Raw genomic sequence first — 18,937 nt, forward strand, 5'->3', positions numbered from 1 at the left:
TATAACTTGTGAGGATTTTATGAGATTTCGTAACCTAATTTTTGGCCTGCTAGTGGCGCTAGGATCAACGTCAGTGGCGCAGTCGCAAAGCTTTGCAGAATATAACGATGACTTCCCTGAAACGGTTAAAGCTATGTATCACATCCCAGTCGCTATGCGAGATGGAATTGAACTCGCAACCGATGTTTATCTTCCAAAAGAAACGGGACATTTTCCAACACTTTTGATACGGGATATATATACCAATGGCTCTGCAGCTGGGAGGCAAAAGTACGCTAAATTTGCCACCACTAACGGTTATGCGCTTGTCTTTCAGTCTGTTCGTGGTAGGTATGATTCGGATGGAAAATGGTATCCCTACTTTCAGGAAATAAATGATGGTGACGACACTCTTAGTTGGATCGCAAAGCAAACCTGGTCTGACGGTAAAGTTGGCATGTTTGGGTCCTCGTACTTAGCTTCGGTCCAATGGCTTGCTGCCGTGAATCGCAACCCCGCATTAGTGGCAATAGCACCAGCCGTAAGCCCTGGGAATTACTATCGCGATGTAGCATATCCCGGGGGGGCATTTTCGTTACTCTCACGTGCTAGTTGGGGAATAGGGCTAGTTGGTAGCAAAACAAATATGTCGTTTCCGATCGATTGGGTAAGTGAAATTAAACATCTGCCACTTAATACTTTGGCTGAAAGTATCGGTTTCAACGTTAAGCATTTTCAGGATTGGATTGATCATCCATCTGATGATGCGTATTGGAAACCATTGAATTTAGAAGCGCGAGCTAATGAAATGGCAGTACCCGCGATGAATATTGGCGGGTGGTACGACGTTTTCTTGCGAAGCACTATTGGTAGCTATAAAACAATGACTGAAGAGGCTGCAACTGAAACCGCGAGAAATGGACAACGTCTTATCATTGGACCTTGGCCTCATGGATGGAACCAGAAAACGAAAATTGGTGACATGCAGCTAGGTGATAATTCCCTTATAGATGCACCCGATATGTTGCTTGAATGGTTCAACTATTGGATGAAAAGCGACGCTAAGCCAAATAGTTTAAATGAGAGCGACGCGCCAGTTAGAATTTATGTTATGGGAGAAAACGTGTGGCGGGATGAACAGGAGTGGCCTTTAGCGAGAACTACGTATCGTCCATTCTATATGCATGCTGACAATTCACTTTCTGAAGAGGCCTCAGCTGCTAAGTCAGCCAGTATGAAATATGACTATGATCCAGCTGACCCTGTGCCGACGTTAGGCGGAAATATTATGTCAGCAAAATTACGCGGACCTTTTGACCAAAAGCCACTAGATGGGCGGAAAGATATCCTGAGATTTGTAACCGAACCCGTTACGCAAGCAACAGAAATTACAGGCCCGATTAGTGCTGAAATATATGCTTCAAGCAGCGCTCCTGATACTGACTTTATGGCAAAGTTAATTGTTGTTAAACCTGATGGCAGCGCTCTTAATCTTGTCGATGGCGTTATTCGTGCTCGTTACAGAGAAGGTTTTGATAAGCCTCAGTTGATCGAGCCAGGTAAGGTGTACAAGTACAATATTGATATGTGGGCAACCAGTTATAAGTTATCTCCTGGTGACCGTATAAGAATTGATATTACTAGCAGTAATTTTCCAAGATTGGCTAGAAACTTAAATACAGGAGCCGGTTTTGCCAAGAGTTCTGAAATGAAAATTGCCAATCAAACAATCCATATGAGTAAAAAGTATCCGTCAAAAATAGTGCTTCCAATCATTCCTACAGAAAGTGTGAAATAAACTAGGTCTGTGATGTGTGAGTGGGCCAAAGAACCACTCGCACTCCTTTGTATTGCTAGTGAGTGTCTAGATAAATTTCAATAGATATAGCCCATTCTTGAAGTCGTAGACGTCAATAGCCATCGCAGTAAGTTTTATACAATGAACACATCGAAAAGGTGTTGCCGACACTCCGGGGATTCTAAAACTGTTTAGCTGTGTAGTTGTATGAGGGACTGGTGCTTAAACACGAGATATAAATAATATATATCTCGGGGTATGCTTGCCGCTTTAGCGATATATAACATTGTCAAAAAAGGCTATTAGGCACGTGAATTGAAGCAATATTACCTCAATATGTAGACCGCAAATGTATAACTCCTTATGAATAAATGAGCGGGCTGAAGGTGTGATGAAAAAGCAGCAAACTTCATGATACAGTTATGAAGTTTGCACTTAGAGGTTATTTAGAATTAGCAGGCCTATGCACCATTAACGCTTTATTGGCTAGAGTTTTGATATCTTTGACCTCTACACTTAGTTTTTCATTTCCCATAAAATTCACTTCAACCGTAATGGGTTGTAAGCTTGGCAAGGTAAAATATACCGGTCTAGCGCTTTGCGCGTTGTATCCGCCCCCTGTTGATACAATTCTGGAGCCTAGTATTTTACCTTTTGCATCAAAGAACTTAACGATAGCGCCTTGTTGGGTATAGTTACCTTGATTATCCAATACAAGAACTGAAATGCTTTTAGCTCTTGTTGCTGCATCCATTTCGTTTCTAAAAACAAAATGTCCGCCGACAGCCCCGTAACCATCAGTGACTGAAAGATCTAAGTCGCCGTCGTTGTCAAAATCAACCCATTCCACTCCATGATCGCCAGCTGAAGTTAATTCTGGATACCTATTATCTACTTCAAATTTTGTACCTGTATTACGATAAAGTTTGCCGTAGGGCTCTGATTTTCCATTGACTTTGTGATACCCAACCGCGATTAAATCGAGGTATCCATCGTTATCATAATCACCCCAAGCGGCGGCAACTGTATGATCTGGATCGACAACGCCCATCGATTTTCCTACCTCAGAAAAACTACCATCGCCGTTATTTTTATACAGTAGGTTATCTCCATAGGTAGTGACATACAGGTCTATATAACCGTCGTTATTGTAGTCGCCTAAAGCACAACCTACGCCGCCTTCCGAATAAAGACGTTGCGTTTCATCCATGCCAAGTTCAGGCGCTATATCAACAAACTTATCAATATCGTTTCTACCAACCGTATCGCTGTCACCTGACTGATTGGCTAAGAAAAAGTCCAGATCACCATCATTATCAATATCAAACCAACAAGTCCCGACAGTTCTTCTGGAATCATATACACCTGATGCATACCCTAGCGGTTTGAATACGCCATTTTCGTTTTGCAAAAGTTGGTTTGCTCCAGTACGGTTGGCTGCATAGAGGTCAGAGTCTCCGTCATTATCGTAATCAATCCAGTTTGACTGGCGGCTAATACGGCCTGGTATAGCTAGTCCGATGGACTCAGCGACTTCCACAAACGCTTCTCCATTATCATTTCTAAAAACATAGCTCCGACTTGGTATTGGCATCTCATTTGAGCCTCCTAATATATCCAAGTCCCCATCGTTATCGTAATCCCCCCATGACACACCACGTATTTGATCACCTTTAATCGGGAGGCCTAATACTTTGCCGACACTTACAAAAATACCGTCATCATTGCGATAAAGTCGAACTTCTCCACCCTTTATAGAGACTAATAAATCGAGATCCCCGTCTTTGTCGTAATCGCCCCAGGCATTAGAAACTGAGCCTGGAGTATTAAAGGTCTCAGTTTGAATTGACGTAAACTTTGTCGGTGAAGCTATAGCACTAACACATACGAGAGAGCATACCGCAGCAATTGTATGCATCTTAAGATATCTAGTTTTTGACATTAAATTTCCCCTATCGACCATCTAACTTGTTTGTCAATTTTCGCTCGGTTATTACTGAGGTAAGGCCCCCGTGAAAATAGACCAAATTTATGGAACAGTGGTTGTGAATTATAAAACACAGTTGAATGCGGAGGAGGTGAGACAATCCCAACTCCTCCTTAGAAAACAACTAATTACCAAGCATATGATGTTCGCGCATACCAGCTACCACCTGTAAAACCGTAGGGCGAGTATGTATCGTAGAAATTAGTTCCTAAGGAGTTTTCAGTACGTTCTTCTGGATATGTATTAAAAATGTTGTTTGCACCAGCAAAAAGCTCTACACCACTTTCCATCTGATAACCCACTTCCATATTGACAATCCATTTCGCCTCGTTCGTTGTATCTAATGCTTCGCTGCTGCGTACCACCGTCCACTCACCAAAGCGTGTCGCACGCAGATTTAGAACCCAGCCGTCCTGACGATAATTAGCAGATAAACTGGCTTTGGAATCAGGGACAGCATCGGTATAAGTGCCTAAGCGCGTGCGATCGAACTGCTCTATCTGTGAACCGTCTGCGAGGACTAAACCAGACAATTCTTCGGGGTTATCGTCAATGCTGACGACATCGACCTTGTTGTAATTATAAGCTCCGCTAAGGGTAAGCTCACCAACGTCAATTTCAGGGGTCCATGTGGCGACTAAATCAACGCCTTTACTGCGTGTATCTATTGCATTGGTAAAGTAGTTGACAGCACCTAATGAGGCATCAAAGCCAGCGCTATCAAGCAGCGCTGATATCTCATCACCTATTGTACCGCCTGATGATGCTAATCGAGTATCACCTCTATTAAATTGAGAAGATTGAGCAATGCGATCATCGACATCAATTTGATAAACATCTATCGTAAATGACATATTTTTTGCCGGCGTATAGCTAATGCCAGCGCTAAAATTGACAGATGTTTCTGGAGTTAAAGGAGCTGCGCCAAGCGCCGAAGCTGCAAGGTCTGTTGGCGGTAAAGTCTGGCGTAATACGATGGTTTCGGCTATACCGTCATTATCTAAATCAGTGAACTGTCCACGGCTTCCGCGAAACCCCAATTGTTGGATACTCGGCGCTCTAAATCCCGTACTAACTGATGATCTTAATGCGACTGAATCATTAATCTCGTAACGAGCATTTAATTTACCTAACACTTCTTCGCCTGCTGAGTCATTAAAGTCTTCGTAGCGGAGTGCTCCAGCAATAAACAGTTTATCCGTTGCATCCCAGGCTAAATCTATATAGGCGTTAATATTATTACGTGATACATCGTTTTCTGCCTCTGGTTCAAAACCTGGAAAGCCTTGGGCGCCAGGCGCTAAGCCATTGTTACCATCAGCGTAACTAAGGAGCTCACCTTTAATAATCTCAAAAGATTCTTTTCGGAATTGCATACCAAAAGATACTTGCAAATCACTGTTATCAAGAGAAACTGCGCGTGTAGCATCAAGTTGCGCAATCATTTCGTCCGCATTCATTTCACCTAGGAAAAAAGATGTAGGGCTTGCAGCGCCAAGACTTGCGTTTAAGCCATTGGTGTTATACCAACTACTTTCATTGCTGCCATAACTTACAGAAAAATCCCAGTCAAAATCGAAATGGGTCCCTTTTATACCGGTAATGATTTCGACGTCATCCTCTTGAATTTGCTCTTCAGGGCGAAATCCTCGAGGGAATATCTCTTCGATATTACGAGAATCATATGCGCTGCGATAAGTAAATGTAAGGTCAGAACTTCGGTTAGCGTATGTAGCAAAGGTATAGAGTGCTACTTCTCCTATATTAGTCCCCGCATTTAAACCGAACGCGCTGGTTTGCTGTGGAAAGTTTCCAAAATTTTTGGTGACTTGACGGTCTACACTCGCTTCTCTAGGGTCCCAACTTCCATCATCAAGGGGTAAAAATAAGTTTTTTCCTCCATCTTCAGGTAATGCTAAAGTGCGAGCTCGATTAGATAGCTTAGTTTCCTTGTAGTCATACGATAAGTTAATGAAGCCATCATCGCCAAATTCGAAACCATTGTTAAGGGCGACACTGAAAAACTCACCGTCACCGCGGTCGAAATTTTCTCCAGTACTAACGGTTGCTTTTCCACCCTCAGAGTCATCTTTTAGGATGATGTTGACAACCCCTGCTATTGCGTCAGAACCATATTGGGCTGATGCACCATCTCTCAGCACTTCAATGCGCTCAATGGCAGAAGAGGGGATCATGTTCAAATCTACGCCTGCTGAGCCGCTAAATAAACCGGTACTGGTGTTGATTAAAGCCGTTTTATGACGCCTTTTGCCATTCACCAACACGAGAGTCTGGTCGGGGTTTAAGCCGCGCAAGCCTGCAGAAGCAATAAAGGTTCCGGTGCCACCGCCAGAGCGTTGTGGAAGATTTAGGGATGGAACAAGAAATCGTAGAGACTCGAATAATCCTGTTTGTCCTTGTTGCTCGAGTTGTTCACTGGAGAACACGTCAATAGGAGTTGGACTTTCAATAACCGTTCTAGGGTTACCTCGTACCCCAGTTACAACGATGTTTTCTAAGTCGGTTGTTTTATTATCGCTGCTTGAGGGGAGGTCACCTTCTTGAGCTACTGCCGACGAAGCGGCCATGATTGATGCGATAAGACCATAAGTGCCAGTTTTTACTTTACCCTTTACGTTTTTATTTTTCATATTCTCTGCTCTTTGTTAGTCCTAGGAAGCACTCGGGTCATCAACATTTGCTCACAATATGAATTGTGAAATTCGAGTAAAGGTCATTGTTAGGCCTGTCTCGATTAACAAAGCAATAAAACCGGCTTCAACTGAAAAGTGACCTCTCAGTGTGTTTTATGTTTTTGAGGTCACAAGTGCTTGAGGAAAAATCAAAGCTAAGCCAGTTGCTGTGCAACACTCTTAACTTATCTCCGGCAGATTTTTCGGGTATGTTAAAATACATAGTTTCAGAGGCTCACTTAGTCGAAATTTTGGCTGTTAAACTAAAACCGACAGGCTTCTGAGCAATGTAAGTACAACAAAGTTAAATACCTTTCGAATCAACGTTTTTCCAGTTTAAGGCTGATATGTACAGACAGTCGCTGCGAATGTTCGCATTAAGCTACCCATTCAATTCAACCTATCTATACAGAGCAATGAAAAATAAAAAACCTCTACTTTTTTGTAAAATTAGCCGTAACCAATCATTTATTGGTAGTGTAAATTATCGGTATTGATGGGGCCGAACGTCAGTGAAGAAGGCAATGTGCGCAGATACTCGTTTATTCAACTCGACTGAATCGAGGTAATTAAACTTAATGAAATCTATGTTTGTTTTATATTGAGGAATGCAGAAGCGTTTGAATATTAAACGCTGGACTGGTTGTTACAGTTTCGGTTAAAGCTCACGCCATAATAGGCTGCGCAACATACTTTACTATATTCATTTTTTGTTTTTGGGAACTGCGATAAGTAACTTTGTCAATGTGGGAGAGAGCAGCTATTGGACATTTCGGTCCAATAGCTGAGCCAAGCTACTTTTAGTTTAGAGGGGAAGGTTGTAACGCTTCCAACCTAGAGGCGCGATAGTTGGTTAGCATCGTGATTACGATAATGGCTATACCCAAAATATTGATATAAAGGTTAGGGGCCAACATCGTTAACCCCGCTATCAATAATAAGCCCCTGGCAGCTATTGGTAACATTGTCGCTAACCTTCCTTCAATGGCTCCTGCAAAAGAAATGATCAAACCAATCGTTAGAATAATCGCCATTACAAAATCAATATTTTGACCCTCCATCCAGATCAACCCAGAAAATGCCATCATGATCGGTATAATAAAAAAACCTTGGGCGAGTTTAAAAGCTTGGACTGCAGACTTCATTGGTGATGTGTTGGCAATACCTGCCGCGGCAAAAGCAGCTAAAGCAATAGGTGGGGTGACGTTCGAGGTTTGCGACAACCAAAATACAACCATGTGCGCAGCCAGCAAGCCTACTCCTAACTCCGTTAAGCTTGGAACAGCCATGATGGACAACACAATATAAGCAGCAGTTACAGGTAAGCCCATGCCCAGAATAATGGCCGCGATAGCGATAAGCCCTAGTACCGACCACAAATACCCGCCTGAAAGCGCCATTAAAAACTGTGTAAATTGTAAACCTATGCCTGTTTGACCAACTACACCCACCACAATGCCCGCGGTTCCACATGCTACTGAAATAGGAAGCGCAAGTAATGCCCCTTCTTTCATACCAGCAAAAAATACCGCGATGCTAATTCGGCTATGTTTTCTGCACATTGCCGCAACTAATATCGCTACACAACCAGAAATACCTACCAATATGGGCGAATAACTCATTAACAGTAGGGTGGTTATTAAAATCAATGGTACTAGAAAGTGCCATCCATCTTTTAGCACTACGGAAATTTTTTCAGTTACCTTCATACCTTGTAAACCTAACTTACACGCCATCAAGTGCACATATAGCAAGGTGCAGGTAAAATATAATATGGCTGGTGCAATAGAGACTAATAATATCTCACTGTAAGGAATCCCGGTAAATTGTGCCATCACAAAAGCACCAGCGCCCATTACAGGCGGCATGATCTGCCCACCTGTTGATGCAGCGGCTTCAATACCGGCAGCTTGCTCTGGTTTATAACCAAGCTTTTTCATCATAGGGATTGTTAATGCGCCAGTTGTCACGGTATTGGCTATAGCGGATCCGGAGATTGAACCTAGCGCTGCAGATGCAATAACGCTGGCTTTAGCTGGTCCGCCTCTGTACTTTCCGGCAATTGAAAAAGAGGCGTCTATAAAGAACTTACCAGCACCGGTAACCTGCAAAAACGCCCCAAATAACACAAAAATAAATACGACACCTGCTGCAATAGCAAGTGGAGCACCGTAGATACCATTGGTTGAAAATACATGGAATCGGACAATTTCTTCCACTGAAAACCCTCTACTGGCGACGGTTGCAGGCAATGCGTCGCCAAAAATTGCATAGAGTAAAAATAGTGCCGCAATTAATACCATTACCACACCAACTGTGCGGCGTGTTGCTTCGAGCAGTAACACGATAATAATTAAACCGGACAATTGATCCAGCGTCGTTAACCCATCGAGTAGAAAAGAAATATCATCGTAATCAAAGGAAACAATGTGATATGAAGCCCACGCAGTGGCAATGATAAAAACTATGTCAATACAACGAGCAGATAGATAGAGAAATGGGGACTGTAGAGGTTTAATTAGGGGGGTAGTTAAGAATACTAGGATTAAGACCCAACTTAAATGTATAGGTCTAAAAACAGGCGCGGATAACTCTGAGGTTATACCCTGCCAAATTTGAAAAATAGATAATGCTATTGCTGCCAATGCAGCAATTAACACAACTTTATTTGTAACCCAATTACTGAAGCTTGTTTGATCAGTCATGCGACTCTCCGAAGGTAGTCTTGATTGCTACCAACTCACTCATTATTGTATTTCGAATTTAGGCTGTTACTTGATTGCTGCGGTTTGAATGCTTATTTACTGCAATCAAGATTTATTATTCGCGTCAATTACCACTCATCAGCGTGATTGTTTAGTTGCCTGCAACTTACATTTGTTCTTTTAAATATTTTAACGAACCTGGGTGTAAGTCGATTCCGTCTAGCCTGTTCATATTTTCAAGCGTCGTATATTTTGTGACGCTAATAACCTGATTGATTTTTTTCATGTTCTCAAAAGCAACTTTTGTCATTTGATAAGCAAGGTCGGTATCAAGAGCTTTGTTTACGATAAGAATATTCCATACCGCTGGTGCCCTAAATGCGGTAACACCTTTGTAGCTTTCTTCTGCTACTTCAATTGCTTGATATGAAGCATTGTTATCAGAGACAGCTTTAAGCTCTTCTGGTGTAAACGATAGAATTCGAATCTTATGAGTGAACGCCAATTCAGTGATTGCCCCAACACCTATGCTGCCTACGATTACACCTGCATCAATTTGACCGGCAGAAATAGCATTAGTGGTTGCAGTGTAATTTAGAGATTGGGCATCAATATCATTGTCTCTTATGCCTAAAGCTAAAAGAATATTAGTTGCACTCACGCGTGTACCAGAGCCTGGTGCACCTAATGAAATACGTTTACCTTTTAAATCTTGAATTGTGTGTATATCTGAGTCCGCTGATACAACGAATTGAACTACATTTGGATATAAAGCAAATAAAACGGATACATCCATTTTTCGAGGGAAAGGCTTAACGCCTTCATGTGCTTGTAAAGCCACATTACCCATGGCTATCCCTGCGAGTTGTTTTTTTGTAGCAACTTTGATGGTATTTTCTACGGAAGCGGCCGTCACTTCAGCTCGCATATCAAAGTCTTCAATATTTTCGCTCCAGACCTTGGCTAGCATACCCCCAAGTGGATAATAGGTACCGCTCTGGCTACCAGTACCAATAGTATAAGTTTCCGCTATGGTGTTAAGTGAAAACAAACACGTTAACCCTAGGATCCCATTCTTTAAAATCTTACTCATTGTTTTAACCCCATGCGCAGGAAAAGAAGCCCGCAGTATTAAATATTTTGCGTTGAATCAACGTAAAAGTTGCTGAAATGCTGTTTAGCAAAGTGCTAAACAATGTTGATAAGCTCGCCTTGAAAAATTTATTTTTCATCATTATTAAACATTCCTATTATCATTGGCTTACGAGCAATCATTTTGATTACCACACATAAGAAGTACGTATGTACCAGCTTCCTCCAGTGAAACCATATGGTGAATAGGTATCATAGAAGTTAGTCCCTAAAGAATTAGCTGAGCGTTCCTTTGGATAAACATTGAGGATGTTGTTAGCACCAGCAAAGAACGCGAGTCCGTTTTCTAATTGATAACCGGCTTCTAGGTTAACTATCCATTTTGCTTGGTTTTTTGTATCGAGGTTCTCAGTAATACCTTTGACTGTCCATTGGCCGAAGCGAGTGGCGCGAACATTTATTAGCCATTTATCTAATCCGTAGTTGGCAGAAATACTAAGTTTAGAATCAGGTACTGCATCGGTATAGGTACCTAAACGTTCACGATCGAACTGTGCTATTTGCGAGCCATCAGCTAATACCAAACCTGATAACTCCTGAGGATTGTCGAGCGAATTAACAACATCAACTTTGTTGTAATTGTATGCACCGCTGAGGATTAGATGACCCATCACCATTTTAGGCGACCAAGTAGCAACGATATCGACACCACGACTTCGTGTATCAATGGCATTTGTAAAATAGTTTAGAGCGCCTAATGATGCGTCAAAACCTGCTTCATCAAGAAGCGCTGAAATTTCATTACCTATAGTACCGCCAGATAAAGCCAAACGTTTATCACCGCGATTAAATTGAGAAGATTGAGCGATACGGTCATCTACATCAATTTGATAAAAATCCATGGTAAACGATATAGTCTCTCGCGGGGTGTAGCTAATGCCTGCGCTAACATTAACCGATGTCTCAGGTGCTAAGGGGGTTGCTCCTAAAGCCTTTGCAGCAGGATTAGTTGCAGGTAAAGTCTTACGTAGCACAATAATTTCAGCGAAACCGTCGTTGTCTAAATCGGTGAATTGCCCACGACTACCCCGGAAGCCTATTTGCTGAATACTTGGTGCTCTAAAACCAGTATTCACCGAAGACCGAAACGCGACACTGTCACTGAGCTCATACCGCAGGTTAACTTTCCATAAAATTTCATCTCCAGCAGAGTCACTAAACTTTTCGTAACGTAGTGCGCTTGCCAAAAAGAGCGTTTCAGAAACATCCCATGCTAAATCTAAGTAACCGTTTATATTATTACGAGAAACGTTACTTTCGGCTTCAGGAGAAAAACCAGGATAACCTTGTGCACCAGGCTCTAAACCATTATTCCCGTCTGCGTAACTTAAGTACTCCCCTTTAAGTATTTCGAAACCTTCTCGTCGATATTGCAGACCAAATGAGAATTGCAGATCGCTATTTTCTATTACGAGGGAGCGGGTGGTATCCAGTTGAATTATCATTTCGTCTGAATTCATGTTACCCAGAAAAAATGATGTCGGGCTATTTAAGCCTAAACTGGCATTCAGACCGTTGGTATTATTCCAAGTAGTATCATCAAAACCGTAGCTCATTGAAAAATCCCAATCGAACTCAGCCTTGGTACTTGTAATACCAGCGACTAGTTCGAAGTCATTTTCTTTTATTTGCTCTTCTGGACGAAAACCTAAAGGGAAAATATCGATAATATTACGTATGTCGCCAGGAAGTCGGTAAGTAAATGTTAGATCTGATTTTCGATGAGCGTAAGACGCGAAACCATAAAGCTGCATGTCTTGAAGGCTCGCTTTAGCATTAACCCCAAAAATATTTGTCGCTTGCGGGAAGTTACCAAAATTTTTGGTCACCATACGATCAAGACCGCTTTCTCTAGGATCAAAGCTTCCGTCTTCTAAAAGGGCAAATAAGTTTCGTCCTCCATCTTCTGGCAAAGCCAGCGTGTGGGCACGATTAGATAATTTACTTTCTTTATAATCGTAGGATAAGTTGATAAAACCACTTTCACCTAGAGTAAAGCCATTGTTTATACCTAGACTGATATTTTCTCCATCACTGCGATCGAAGTTCTCTCCGGAGCTAAAGACAGCTCTACCCTTTTTAGGTTTATCCTTCAAAATAACATTAATTACCCCAGCGATAGCATCGGAGCCATATTGAGCTGATGCACCATCCCGCAGCACTTCAATACGCTTTATTGCGGAGGTAGGGAGCATATTCAAGTCGACTCCAGCTGAACCACTAAATAAGCCAGTGCTGGTATTGATTAATGCGGTCTTGTGGCGCCTCTTGCCATTAACTAATACCAGTGTTTGATCTGGATTTAAGCCTCTTAAGCCTGCTGAAGCTATAATCGTTCCCGTGCCCCCTCCTGAACGTTGCGGTAAATTTAGTGATGGAACAAGAAAGCGCAACGCCTCAAAGAGTCCTGCTTGACCTTGCTGTTCAAGTTGTTCAGCAGTGAAAACATCAATGGGTATAGGGCTTTTGACAACTGTTCTAGGGTTTCCCCGTACTCCTGTCACCACTATATTTTCTATAGAGGATGAAGGTGAAGAGAGCCCCGCTTGGGCATTCTTATTCGAAGTACTAGACTTTGTTTTTTTCGTTAATGTTGCTTTTTTCATGTTATCTACTTTGCGCGAGCTGTTGAGACTTCTCGGATCATCAGCGCTTGATTCAACAAAAATTGTAGAGTTAGCGTAAATGGTCCCTTTGAGGCCCGTCCCAGCTAGTAACGCGAGAAGACCAGCTTCAACTGAAAAATGACCCCGTAGTTCATTTGTAGTCACTGAGGTCACAAGTGCTTGAGGAAAAATTAAAGCTAAGTTAGTCGCTTGAGCAAAACTTCTTAACCCATCTCCGGCAGATTTTTCAGGAATGTCAAAATACACAGTCGTTATTTTTTGTTCTGTCAAATCTTCCGTCGCTAGAGCGAAAGCTGATTTGTATACGAGCAATGTAAATGCAACAAAGTTTAGTATCTTTCGAATCAATGTTTTTCCAAATTCAGGTTGAACAGCACCATTTTCCAACGAAGCATTCACAGCGAATCGTTGGCTGTAGCTCAACCTACTTATACAGAGTAATGAAAAAGATAAATCCTCTACTTTTTTTGAAATAACTAGAAATAGCGTGATTGAGAATATGTTTAGCTGTTTGGATTCGTTATGTAGTAATACCCACCACTCATTTTTTTAACGTGCAAACCAAGATTTAATTCCAATGTAGTGAAAACTGTTTCGAGATTATCGATAGGGTAAAATCCTCCCACTTTCATCGCTTGTATTGATTTGTCTGCAATAACAATATTTAGGTTGGTGTAACGCGATAATTCAGCTACCACATCCGATAGTGGTTCATCATCGAAAGACAGAAAGCCTTTCCTCCAATAGAGTTTTTTCGCAATAGATTCATCGCTTACTTGTTCAACAGACTCGACTTCAATGTCATCAAATACCACGTTATTACCCGCACTAACAATGACTTGGTTTTTGTCTTTATGAGCAAAGTTGTCTGCGTGATGAGTTGCATCAATATTTTCATTCGCTCTAACTCTTACCGTTCCATGAGATACTAAAACATTGACCAAATTGCCCTTAAGACGCACTGAAAAGTTGGTACCTAATGCGCGAACATCCCCTGTTCCTGCTTTTACGGTGAAAGGCCTGCTTTTATCACGAGCTACGCCGAAATTAGCTTCTCCCTGAAAAAGAGTAATATTTCGTTGCTTGCGAGTGTAATTCACTTCAACAATACTATTGGTGTTTAATAAAAGCTCTGAACCATCGGTGAGAATTATATTTTTTTGCTCCCCAATTTTTGTAAAGTACTGGCCATTTTTCGAGGAGTTCTCTAGCGAGCCCTGCAAATAAAAAATAATTGGAATCGCCAACACCAATGCTGCAAAGGCCGCTGTTTTATATGAAAGTTGAGCAAGTCTGTGGCCAAAAAGAGAATATTTTTTGTGTTTCTCAGTTGATTGCTCTTGAAGTGATGAGCGCTCACCTATTTCTGACATTTTGTCCCATAACTGCGCAAGTCGCTTTAGCTGTTTTTCATGTTCGGGGCTTATTGCGAGCCATGCATTTAATTCAGTTTTATCTGAGGCTGTAAGTTCATCTTGCTCCATACGGGCTATCCATTCACTTGCTTCGCGCTTCACTCTTTTTTTATCATTCGGAAATTTAACTACCTGAGTCATTCCTATTTACTCTTTCTTTGATTCATATTTCGTTCGATATCACTTTGCTTAGTGAATCCTATTTCCTGCTGTCTAGTAATGTAATCATCACAGCGCTCTAACCCTTTAGCGATATGCTTCTCTGCAGTGCTAACCGCAATGCTCAATTTTAGCGCAATATCCTTTACCCTAACTCCTTCTATCAACCTTAATCGCGTTACTTCTTGGCACTGTTTTGGTAGCGAATTTAATGCGGCTAGCAATAATGCTTTTTCTTGTTGCTCCGATAAATGGGCAAAAGCATCTTGTTCTTTGCTAATGAGCAATGACTCACTAGAATCCTCTATATATTCAGTAATTCGGGTAGAAATTTTACTATTTTCACGGATCGCTAAGTTTTTTGTGGTTTTGTATAAATACAACTTAGGGAATTTTATTTGATTTTTTCTATCTGCGACAAAAGTCTTTACGAAGGCCTCTTGTAGGATATCTTCTAACTCGTATTCTTTTTTAACGTATCGTCGCACCACGTTAGCTAAGGACGACTTGCACTCTGAAAAAACCGAAAGGATAGATTTTTTATTTATTAAGTCTTCTTGCATTTCTAATCCTCGCTGTTTTACACGGTTGAAATCAACCAACACAAAAGTTACTCCCAAAATATGTAAATATTGAGAGGGAAATGTCCTGTAAAAATGCGACAAAACGTCACAAAAAATTAGTGAAATTACGTGGTAGAGATCGAAATTTTTGTCCTGACTCTAGGCAATTCAAAAATTTGGCTTCGAACTGAAATATATATAACTAAAAAAGTAGCAAGAAACAAAAAACACTCTTGTTGAAGCGTTCTGTCGCTACTTTTTTTAGTAAATACTAAACACTTTTGATTTGCAATAAACTAAATAGAGATTATTTTATCGCCGCAAATTAGCAGAATAAGCCCTATTTCTTTTCGTTATTTGCTGCGCTAGATACTAATTTAGTTGGTAATTGCGCCTTAAAGGCCCGTTTAAGATTATTTCTTTGCTCGCTCAGCAAAGGTCTTGATATTGATTTCGGCGACCTTTTCCCATGCTTCATTAGGGACGAGCACAGACATGGCGTAGTGGGCGATTTTCCATTGGCCGTTGTCATATACCAGCACACCGGTTCCGCGAAAGCGGCCCCACTTCTCAGACACGGTAATCTCGTCAAACCAGGCGATGTTTTGCTCTGCAGAGAAGTTGATGTTGCGCTCCACGGATTTGTACGTCCAACCGGTGCCACTTGCGAAGCGCTCCGCCACGTATTTGTCTAATGTTTTTGGACGCGACCAGCGCTCCCAGTCATCCGTGCCCATAAATACGCCAGTATCGGTAAATGAGCCTAGGTATTTGCTTAGGTCTGCTTGGCTGGCGGCTTCATGCAAGCCATCGAGTACGTTATTGACGGCTTGGGTTGCCTCGGGGGCGTTCTTAGTGTCGGCCAATACACTGAACGAGCAGCATAGTAGCGCGGCGAGCAAGAATGGTATGGCGCCTTTTCGTAGCGGGTTAAACATTATAAGTCACTCCATTTGAATGTGGTTGTGTTTGGCTGTGGTCTTTATTTATTCTTTTTATTCACACAACGAATTTGTTCTGTTGTGGGTTCACGCTTCAGTTATTCACTAATAATACTCACAAAGATGACCCTATGCACTTGTGCCGCATAGGGTTATCTCGCGCTTAATGATTGACGTAATACGTCTTAAAAACCACCTCTAAAGGTCATGCCTATGGTACGCGGTGTAACACGTATGCTGGCAGGTGGATCAAACGGTGGGCGACCAATGGCTCTGACTACACCATCGTCATCAAACATGTTGTTGGCAAACAAGGATATCTCGTAACCAGAGAAGCGAATACCCACGCGCATATTTGCCACTGTGTAGGCGTCCATCTTGCGATAGTTCGAGTTTTGCTCACTGAATTCGGTTGAGCGATCATCCGTGTATTGCACATTGACCCAACCGAAACCTTCAAGATCTTCGTTTAATTCAGTGGAGTATTCCGCTGATGTCGTGAAAGAGAACTCAGGTACGAAAGGGGCTGGGTCGCCTTTTTGCGCATCTAGATTGGGTACATCTGCATCCAACGTGGTGTCGATGTAAGCGCCGCCAGCCGATAGCACCAAGCCATCAAGAGGTTTCACTGTGACTTCTAGTTCAAGGCCTTTACTGGTGGCATCCCCAACATTTTCTTTGAAACCAAAACCACATTCAAAGCTGCGGCTGGTTTGCATGTCGCTCCAGTCGATGTGGAAGTATGTGGCGTTGTAGCTCACGGTGCCTTGGGTGTCACTGCCTTTTACACCGACTTCGTAGTTCCAGATTTCATCCGGGTCGAAGAAGCGTGTATCGCCACCATCACGTTCAACCTGTGCCAGCTCATCGGCACACACTGATTCAGGAATAGCGCCGTTAATTCCCCCGTAACGGAAGCCTTTTGCGGCTTGTACATAGACTAAATTATCGCGATTTAAATGATACGACACATTAAGCTTAGGGTTGTAGCCATCGACTTTGCCTTTAGGGCGTGTATCACTGTTGGCTTCGCCATTGAACAAGCCTGACTGATAAAATTCAATCTCTTGTTCCCAGTTAAAGTAACGTAAGCCTGCGGTGATGGATAAGTCACCAATGTCATAGTAGAGTTCGCCGAAAAAGGCGTAGGTTTTCACGGTTAAATCATCAAAGCCATAAAATAAGTGATCCTCGGGGGCACCAAAGGCGGAAGAGGGCACCCCTAGAATTGCATCAGCCCCAGGAACAGGGAAGGTATTTTCATAAAACACGTCTTTTTTATCAGCGTATGCACCTACCGTCCATTGTAAATCACTGTCGGTGGTTGAGGCTAAGCGCAACTCTTGCACGAAGACTTCTGAGTCCGTTAAGTCGACCAATTCATGAGGTGTTATGCCCGGTGGTAGAGCTGATTCAAATAACAGATCCAGTGAACGAGGGTTAACGATAGAACGGTCAAAGTAGGACGTAGAGCTCGTTAACTCAGCCCAATCTAGATCGTAGGTTAGGGTCAGGTTACCTATGTCCATGGTATCGTCGTAACCATCGAAGGAGGGATAATCGCGCACAAATAGGGGCGTGGAGTCGATATCTACAGGACGCCCATCATCTGAATAGTCGTGGTGTAAGTAACTAAGCTCAATGCTTAATTCGTTAGTAGGAATATATAAAGCCGCTATTTTGGCTCCTTTGGATAATCCATCGTTAAGGTTTTTTTCACCGGTTAAGCTGTTATCAATATAGCCACCATTATCAAGATAATAACCACTGACGCGTACGGCCAATTCGTTTTCGATAATGGGCACGTTGACTAACGCTTTAACGGATTTATTGTTGCTACCATGCTCTATTTTTGATGCGCTAAGTTCGTACTTGCCTTCAAATTTGGATAGGTCTGGATCATTAGACACTAAGCGTACGGTGCCTGTCATTGAGCCTGCGCCAAACAGCGTACCCTGTGGCCCACGTAATACTTCGACCCGTTTTAAATCAAACAAAGCCAATTCTGGGTTCATGCCGCCCATTGAAATGGGAATTTCATCTAGGTAAATGCCCACGGTTTCTTGGTTTTGGGTGTCGTTGTCGTTACCCCCGCCGTTTGCTACGCCACGAATAGATAAGCGCGTCCGGCCGGGGCCATTCTCGTACGCTGTAAGGCTGGGCACCACACCAAGCAAATCAGTGAAGTCAGCGGCGCCTAAATTTTCAATCAAACCTTCACCCACTACGTTAATACTAATGGGCACGTCGTTCATTGACTCTGAGCGCTTACGTGATGTGACTATGACTCGCTCGTAGGGTTCAGCTTCTTTTTGTGCTTGGGCACTGTTTTCTTGTGCGTGCAGACTGGTTCCACTTAAGGCCGCGCTGACCATCAGTGCTAGGGCTGAATGGCGTAATATTCTGGTGCTACAGGAGTGACCGGCAGATGAACTGACAGGTGTAGAGGTGAAATTTATTGTGTGTGTGCTTTGCATAGTGTGTCCCTTTCAATGAATTGTTTTTAGCGATGCCTATCGCTTTATCGCGTTCTTGTTAATTTCCCAAATGACGGACCTGCATATGCTCGAGGGGTTATCCCTTCTTATTGCTTTGTAGGAATGTCGCGATTGAATTAACAGCTCAGTTTCGACCTGTTTTGCACGCCGCGCAATCACTTCTAGTACTGGTTAGACCTTGCTCAGGCTAATAAATACGGGGTTTTCGCCAATTATATTGCCCGAATTTATTATTTGTTACAATTTGCATTTTTGGTGCGTTTTTATTCTTTGTGGTGCAGGGGTTGGGTATTCGGTTGACCGTGGTACGTCAGTACCATCTTTTGTTTAAGGTTTATTTACTCGTCAGATCTGTGTTCAATCGCAGTAAAAACGTGTGTTTTCGTGCCTCGGTTGATTTTTTACAAGCACTTTTAATCC

Annotated in this window: 10 protein-coding genes; 1 reads left to right on the forward strand and 9 read right to left on the reverse strand. The window is 42.4% G+C overall.

The genetic code is table 11. The features are described 5' to 3' along the window. Positions 1-73 precede the first annotated feature (73 nt). Complete coding sequence (locus PATL_RS04745; protein WP_198136258.1) at positions 74-1,777, forward strand: CocE/NonD family hydrolase; 1,704 nt, start codon at positions 74-76, stop codon at positions 1,775-1,777. Positions 1,778-2,219: 442 nt separating this feature from the next. Here the strand turns inward: PATL_RS04745 and PATL_RS04750 are convergent, their stop codons facing one another. From PATL_RS04750 to PATL_RS04790, 9 genes are all read right to left on the reverse strand, one after another. Next, entirely contained in the window at positions 2,220-3,719 is a 1,500-nt protein-coding gene (locus PATL_RS04750; protein ID WP_011573817.1) for an FG-GAP repeat domain-containing protein, read from the reverse strand. A gap of 173 nt (positions 3,720-3,892) precedes the next feature. Further along, a complete protein-coding gene (locus PATL_RS04755) occupies positions 3,893-6,415 on the reverse strand; it encodes a TonB-dependent receptor plug domain-containing protein (protein ID WP_011573818.1) in 2,523 nt (840 codons plus the stop codon). A gap of 842 nt (positions 6,416-7,257) precedes the next feature. After that, positions 7,258-9,162: a TRAP transporter permease gene (locus PATL_RS04760; RefSeq protein WP_011573819.1), complete on the reverse strand. Its 1,905-nt coding sequence runs from the start codon at positions 9,160-9,162 to the stop codon at positions 7,258-7,260. Between the two features lie 166 nt (positions 9,163-9,328). Beyond that, positions 9,329-10,255 carry a TAXI family TRAP transporter solute-binding subunit gene (locus PATL_RS04765; RefSeq protein WP_011573820.1) on the reverse strand — a complete coding sequence of 309 codons (927 nt, stop codon included), beginning with the start codon at positions 10,253-10,255 and terminating at the stop codon, positions 9,329-9,331. A 187-nt stretch (positions 10,256-10,442) separates the two neighbouring features. Beyond that, a complete protein-coding gene (locus PATL_RS04770; RefSeq protein WP_049765853.1) occupies positions 10,443-13,340 on the reverse strand; it encodes a TonB-dependent receptor plug domain-containing protein in 2,898 nt (965 codons plus the stop codon). A gap of 104 nt (positions 13,341-13,444) precedes the next feature. Continuing rightward, entirely contained in the window at positions 13,445-14,497 is a 1,053-nt protein-coding gene (locus PATL_RS04775) for a FecR family protein (protein ID WP_011573822.1), read from the reverse strand. A 2-nt stretch (positions 14,498-14,499) separates the two neighbouring features. Next, complete coding sequence (locus tag PATL_RS04780; RefSeq protein WP_041713336.1) at positions 14,500-15,078, reverse strand: RNA polymerase sigma factor; 579 nt, start codon at positions 15,076-15,078, stop codon at positions 14,500-14,502. A 413-nt stretch (positions 15,079-15,491) separates the two neighbouring features. Continuing rightward, positions 15,492-16,016: a nuclear transport factor 2 family protein gene (locus PATL_RS04785; protein ID WP_011573824.1), complete on the reverse strand. Its 525-nt coding sequence runs from the start codon at positions 16,014-16,016 to the stop codon at positions 15,492-15,494. A 188-nt stretch (positions 16,017-16,204) separates the two neighbouring features. Further along, a complete protein-coding gene (locus PATL_RS04790) occupies positions 16,205-18,496 on the reverse strand; it encodes a TonB-dependent receptor (RefSeq protein ID WP_011573825.1) in 2,292 nt (763 codons plus the stop codon). Between the last annotated feature and the right edge of the window lie 441 nt (positions 18,497-18,937).

The sequence above is a fragment of the Paraglaciecola sp. T6c genome (assembly GCF_000014225.1).
In the GTDB taxonomy this organism is placed as follows: domain Bacteria; phylum Pseudomonadota; class Gammaproteobacteria; order Enterobacterales; family Alteromonadaceae; genus Paraglaciecola; species Paraglaciecola atlantica_A.

Excerpts from the sequence above, each read along its gene's own strand:
- PATL_RS04765 (WP_011573820.1), bottom strand. The coding sequence starts at position 10,255 with ATGAGTAAGATTTTAAAGAATGGGATCCTAGGGTTAACGTGTTTGTTT.
- PATL_RS04790 (WP_011573825.1), bottom strand. The coding sequence starts at position 18,496 with ATGCAAAGCACACACACAATAAATTTCACCTCTACACCTGTCAGTTCA.
- PATL_RS04760 (WP_011573819.1), bottom strand. The coding sequence starts at position 9,162 with ATGACTGATCAAACAAGCTTCAGTAATTGGGTTACAAATAAAGTTGTG.
- PATL_RS04775 (WP_011573822.1), bottom strand. The coding sequence starts at position 14,497 with ATGACTCAGGTAGTTAAATTTCCGAATGATAAAAAAAGAGTGAAGCGC.
- PATL_RS04750 (WP_011573817.1), bottom strand. The coding sequence starts at position 3,719 with ATGTCAAAAACTAGATATCTTAAGATGCATACAATTGCTGCGGTATGC.
- PATL_RS04780 (WP_041713336.1), bottom strand. The coding sequence starts at position 15,078 with ATGCAAGAAGACTTAATAAATAAAAAATCTATCCTTTCGGTTTTTTCA.
- PATL_RS04755 (WP_011573818.1), bottom strand. The coding sequence starts at position 6,415 with ATGAAAAATAAAAACGTAAAGGGTAAAGTAAAAACTGGCACTTATGGT.
- PATL_RS04785 (WP_011573824.1), bottom strand. The coding sequence starts at position 16,016 with ATGTTTAACCCGCTACGAAAAGGCGCCATACCATTCTTGCTCGCCGCG.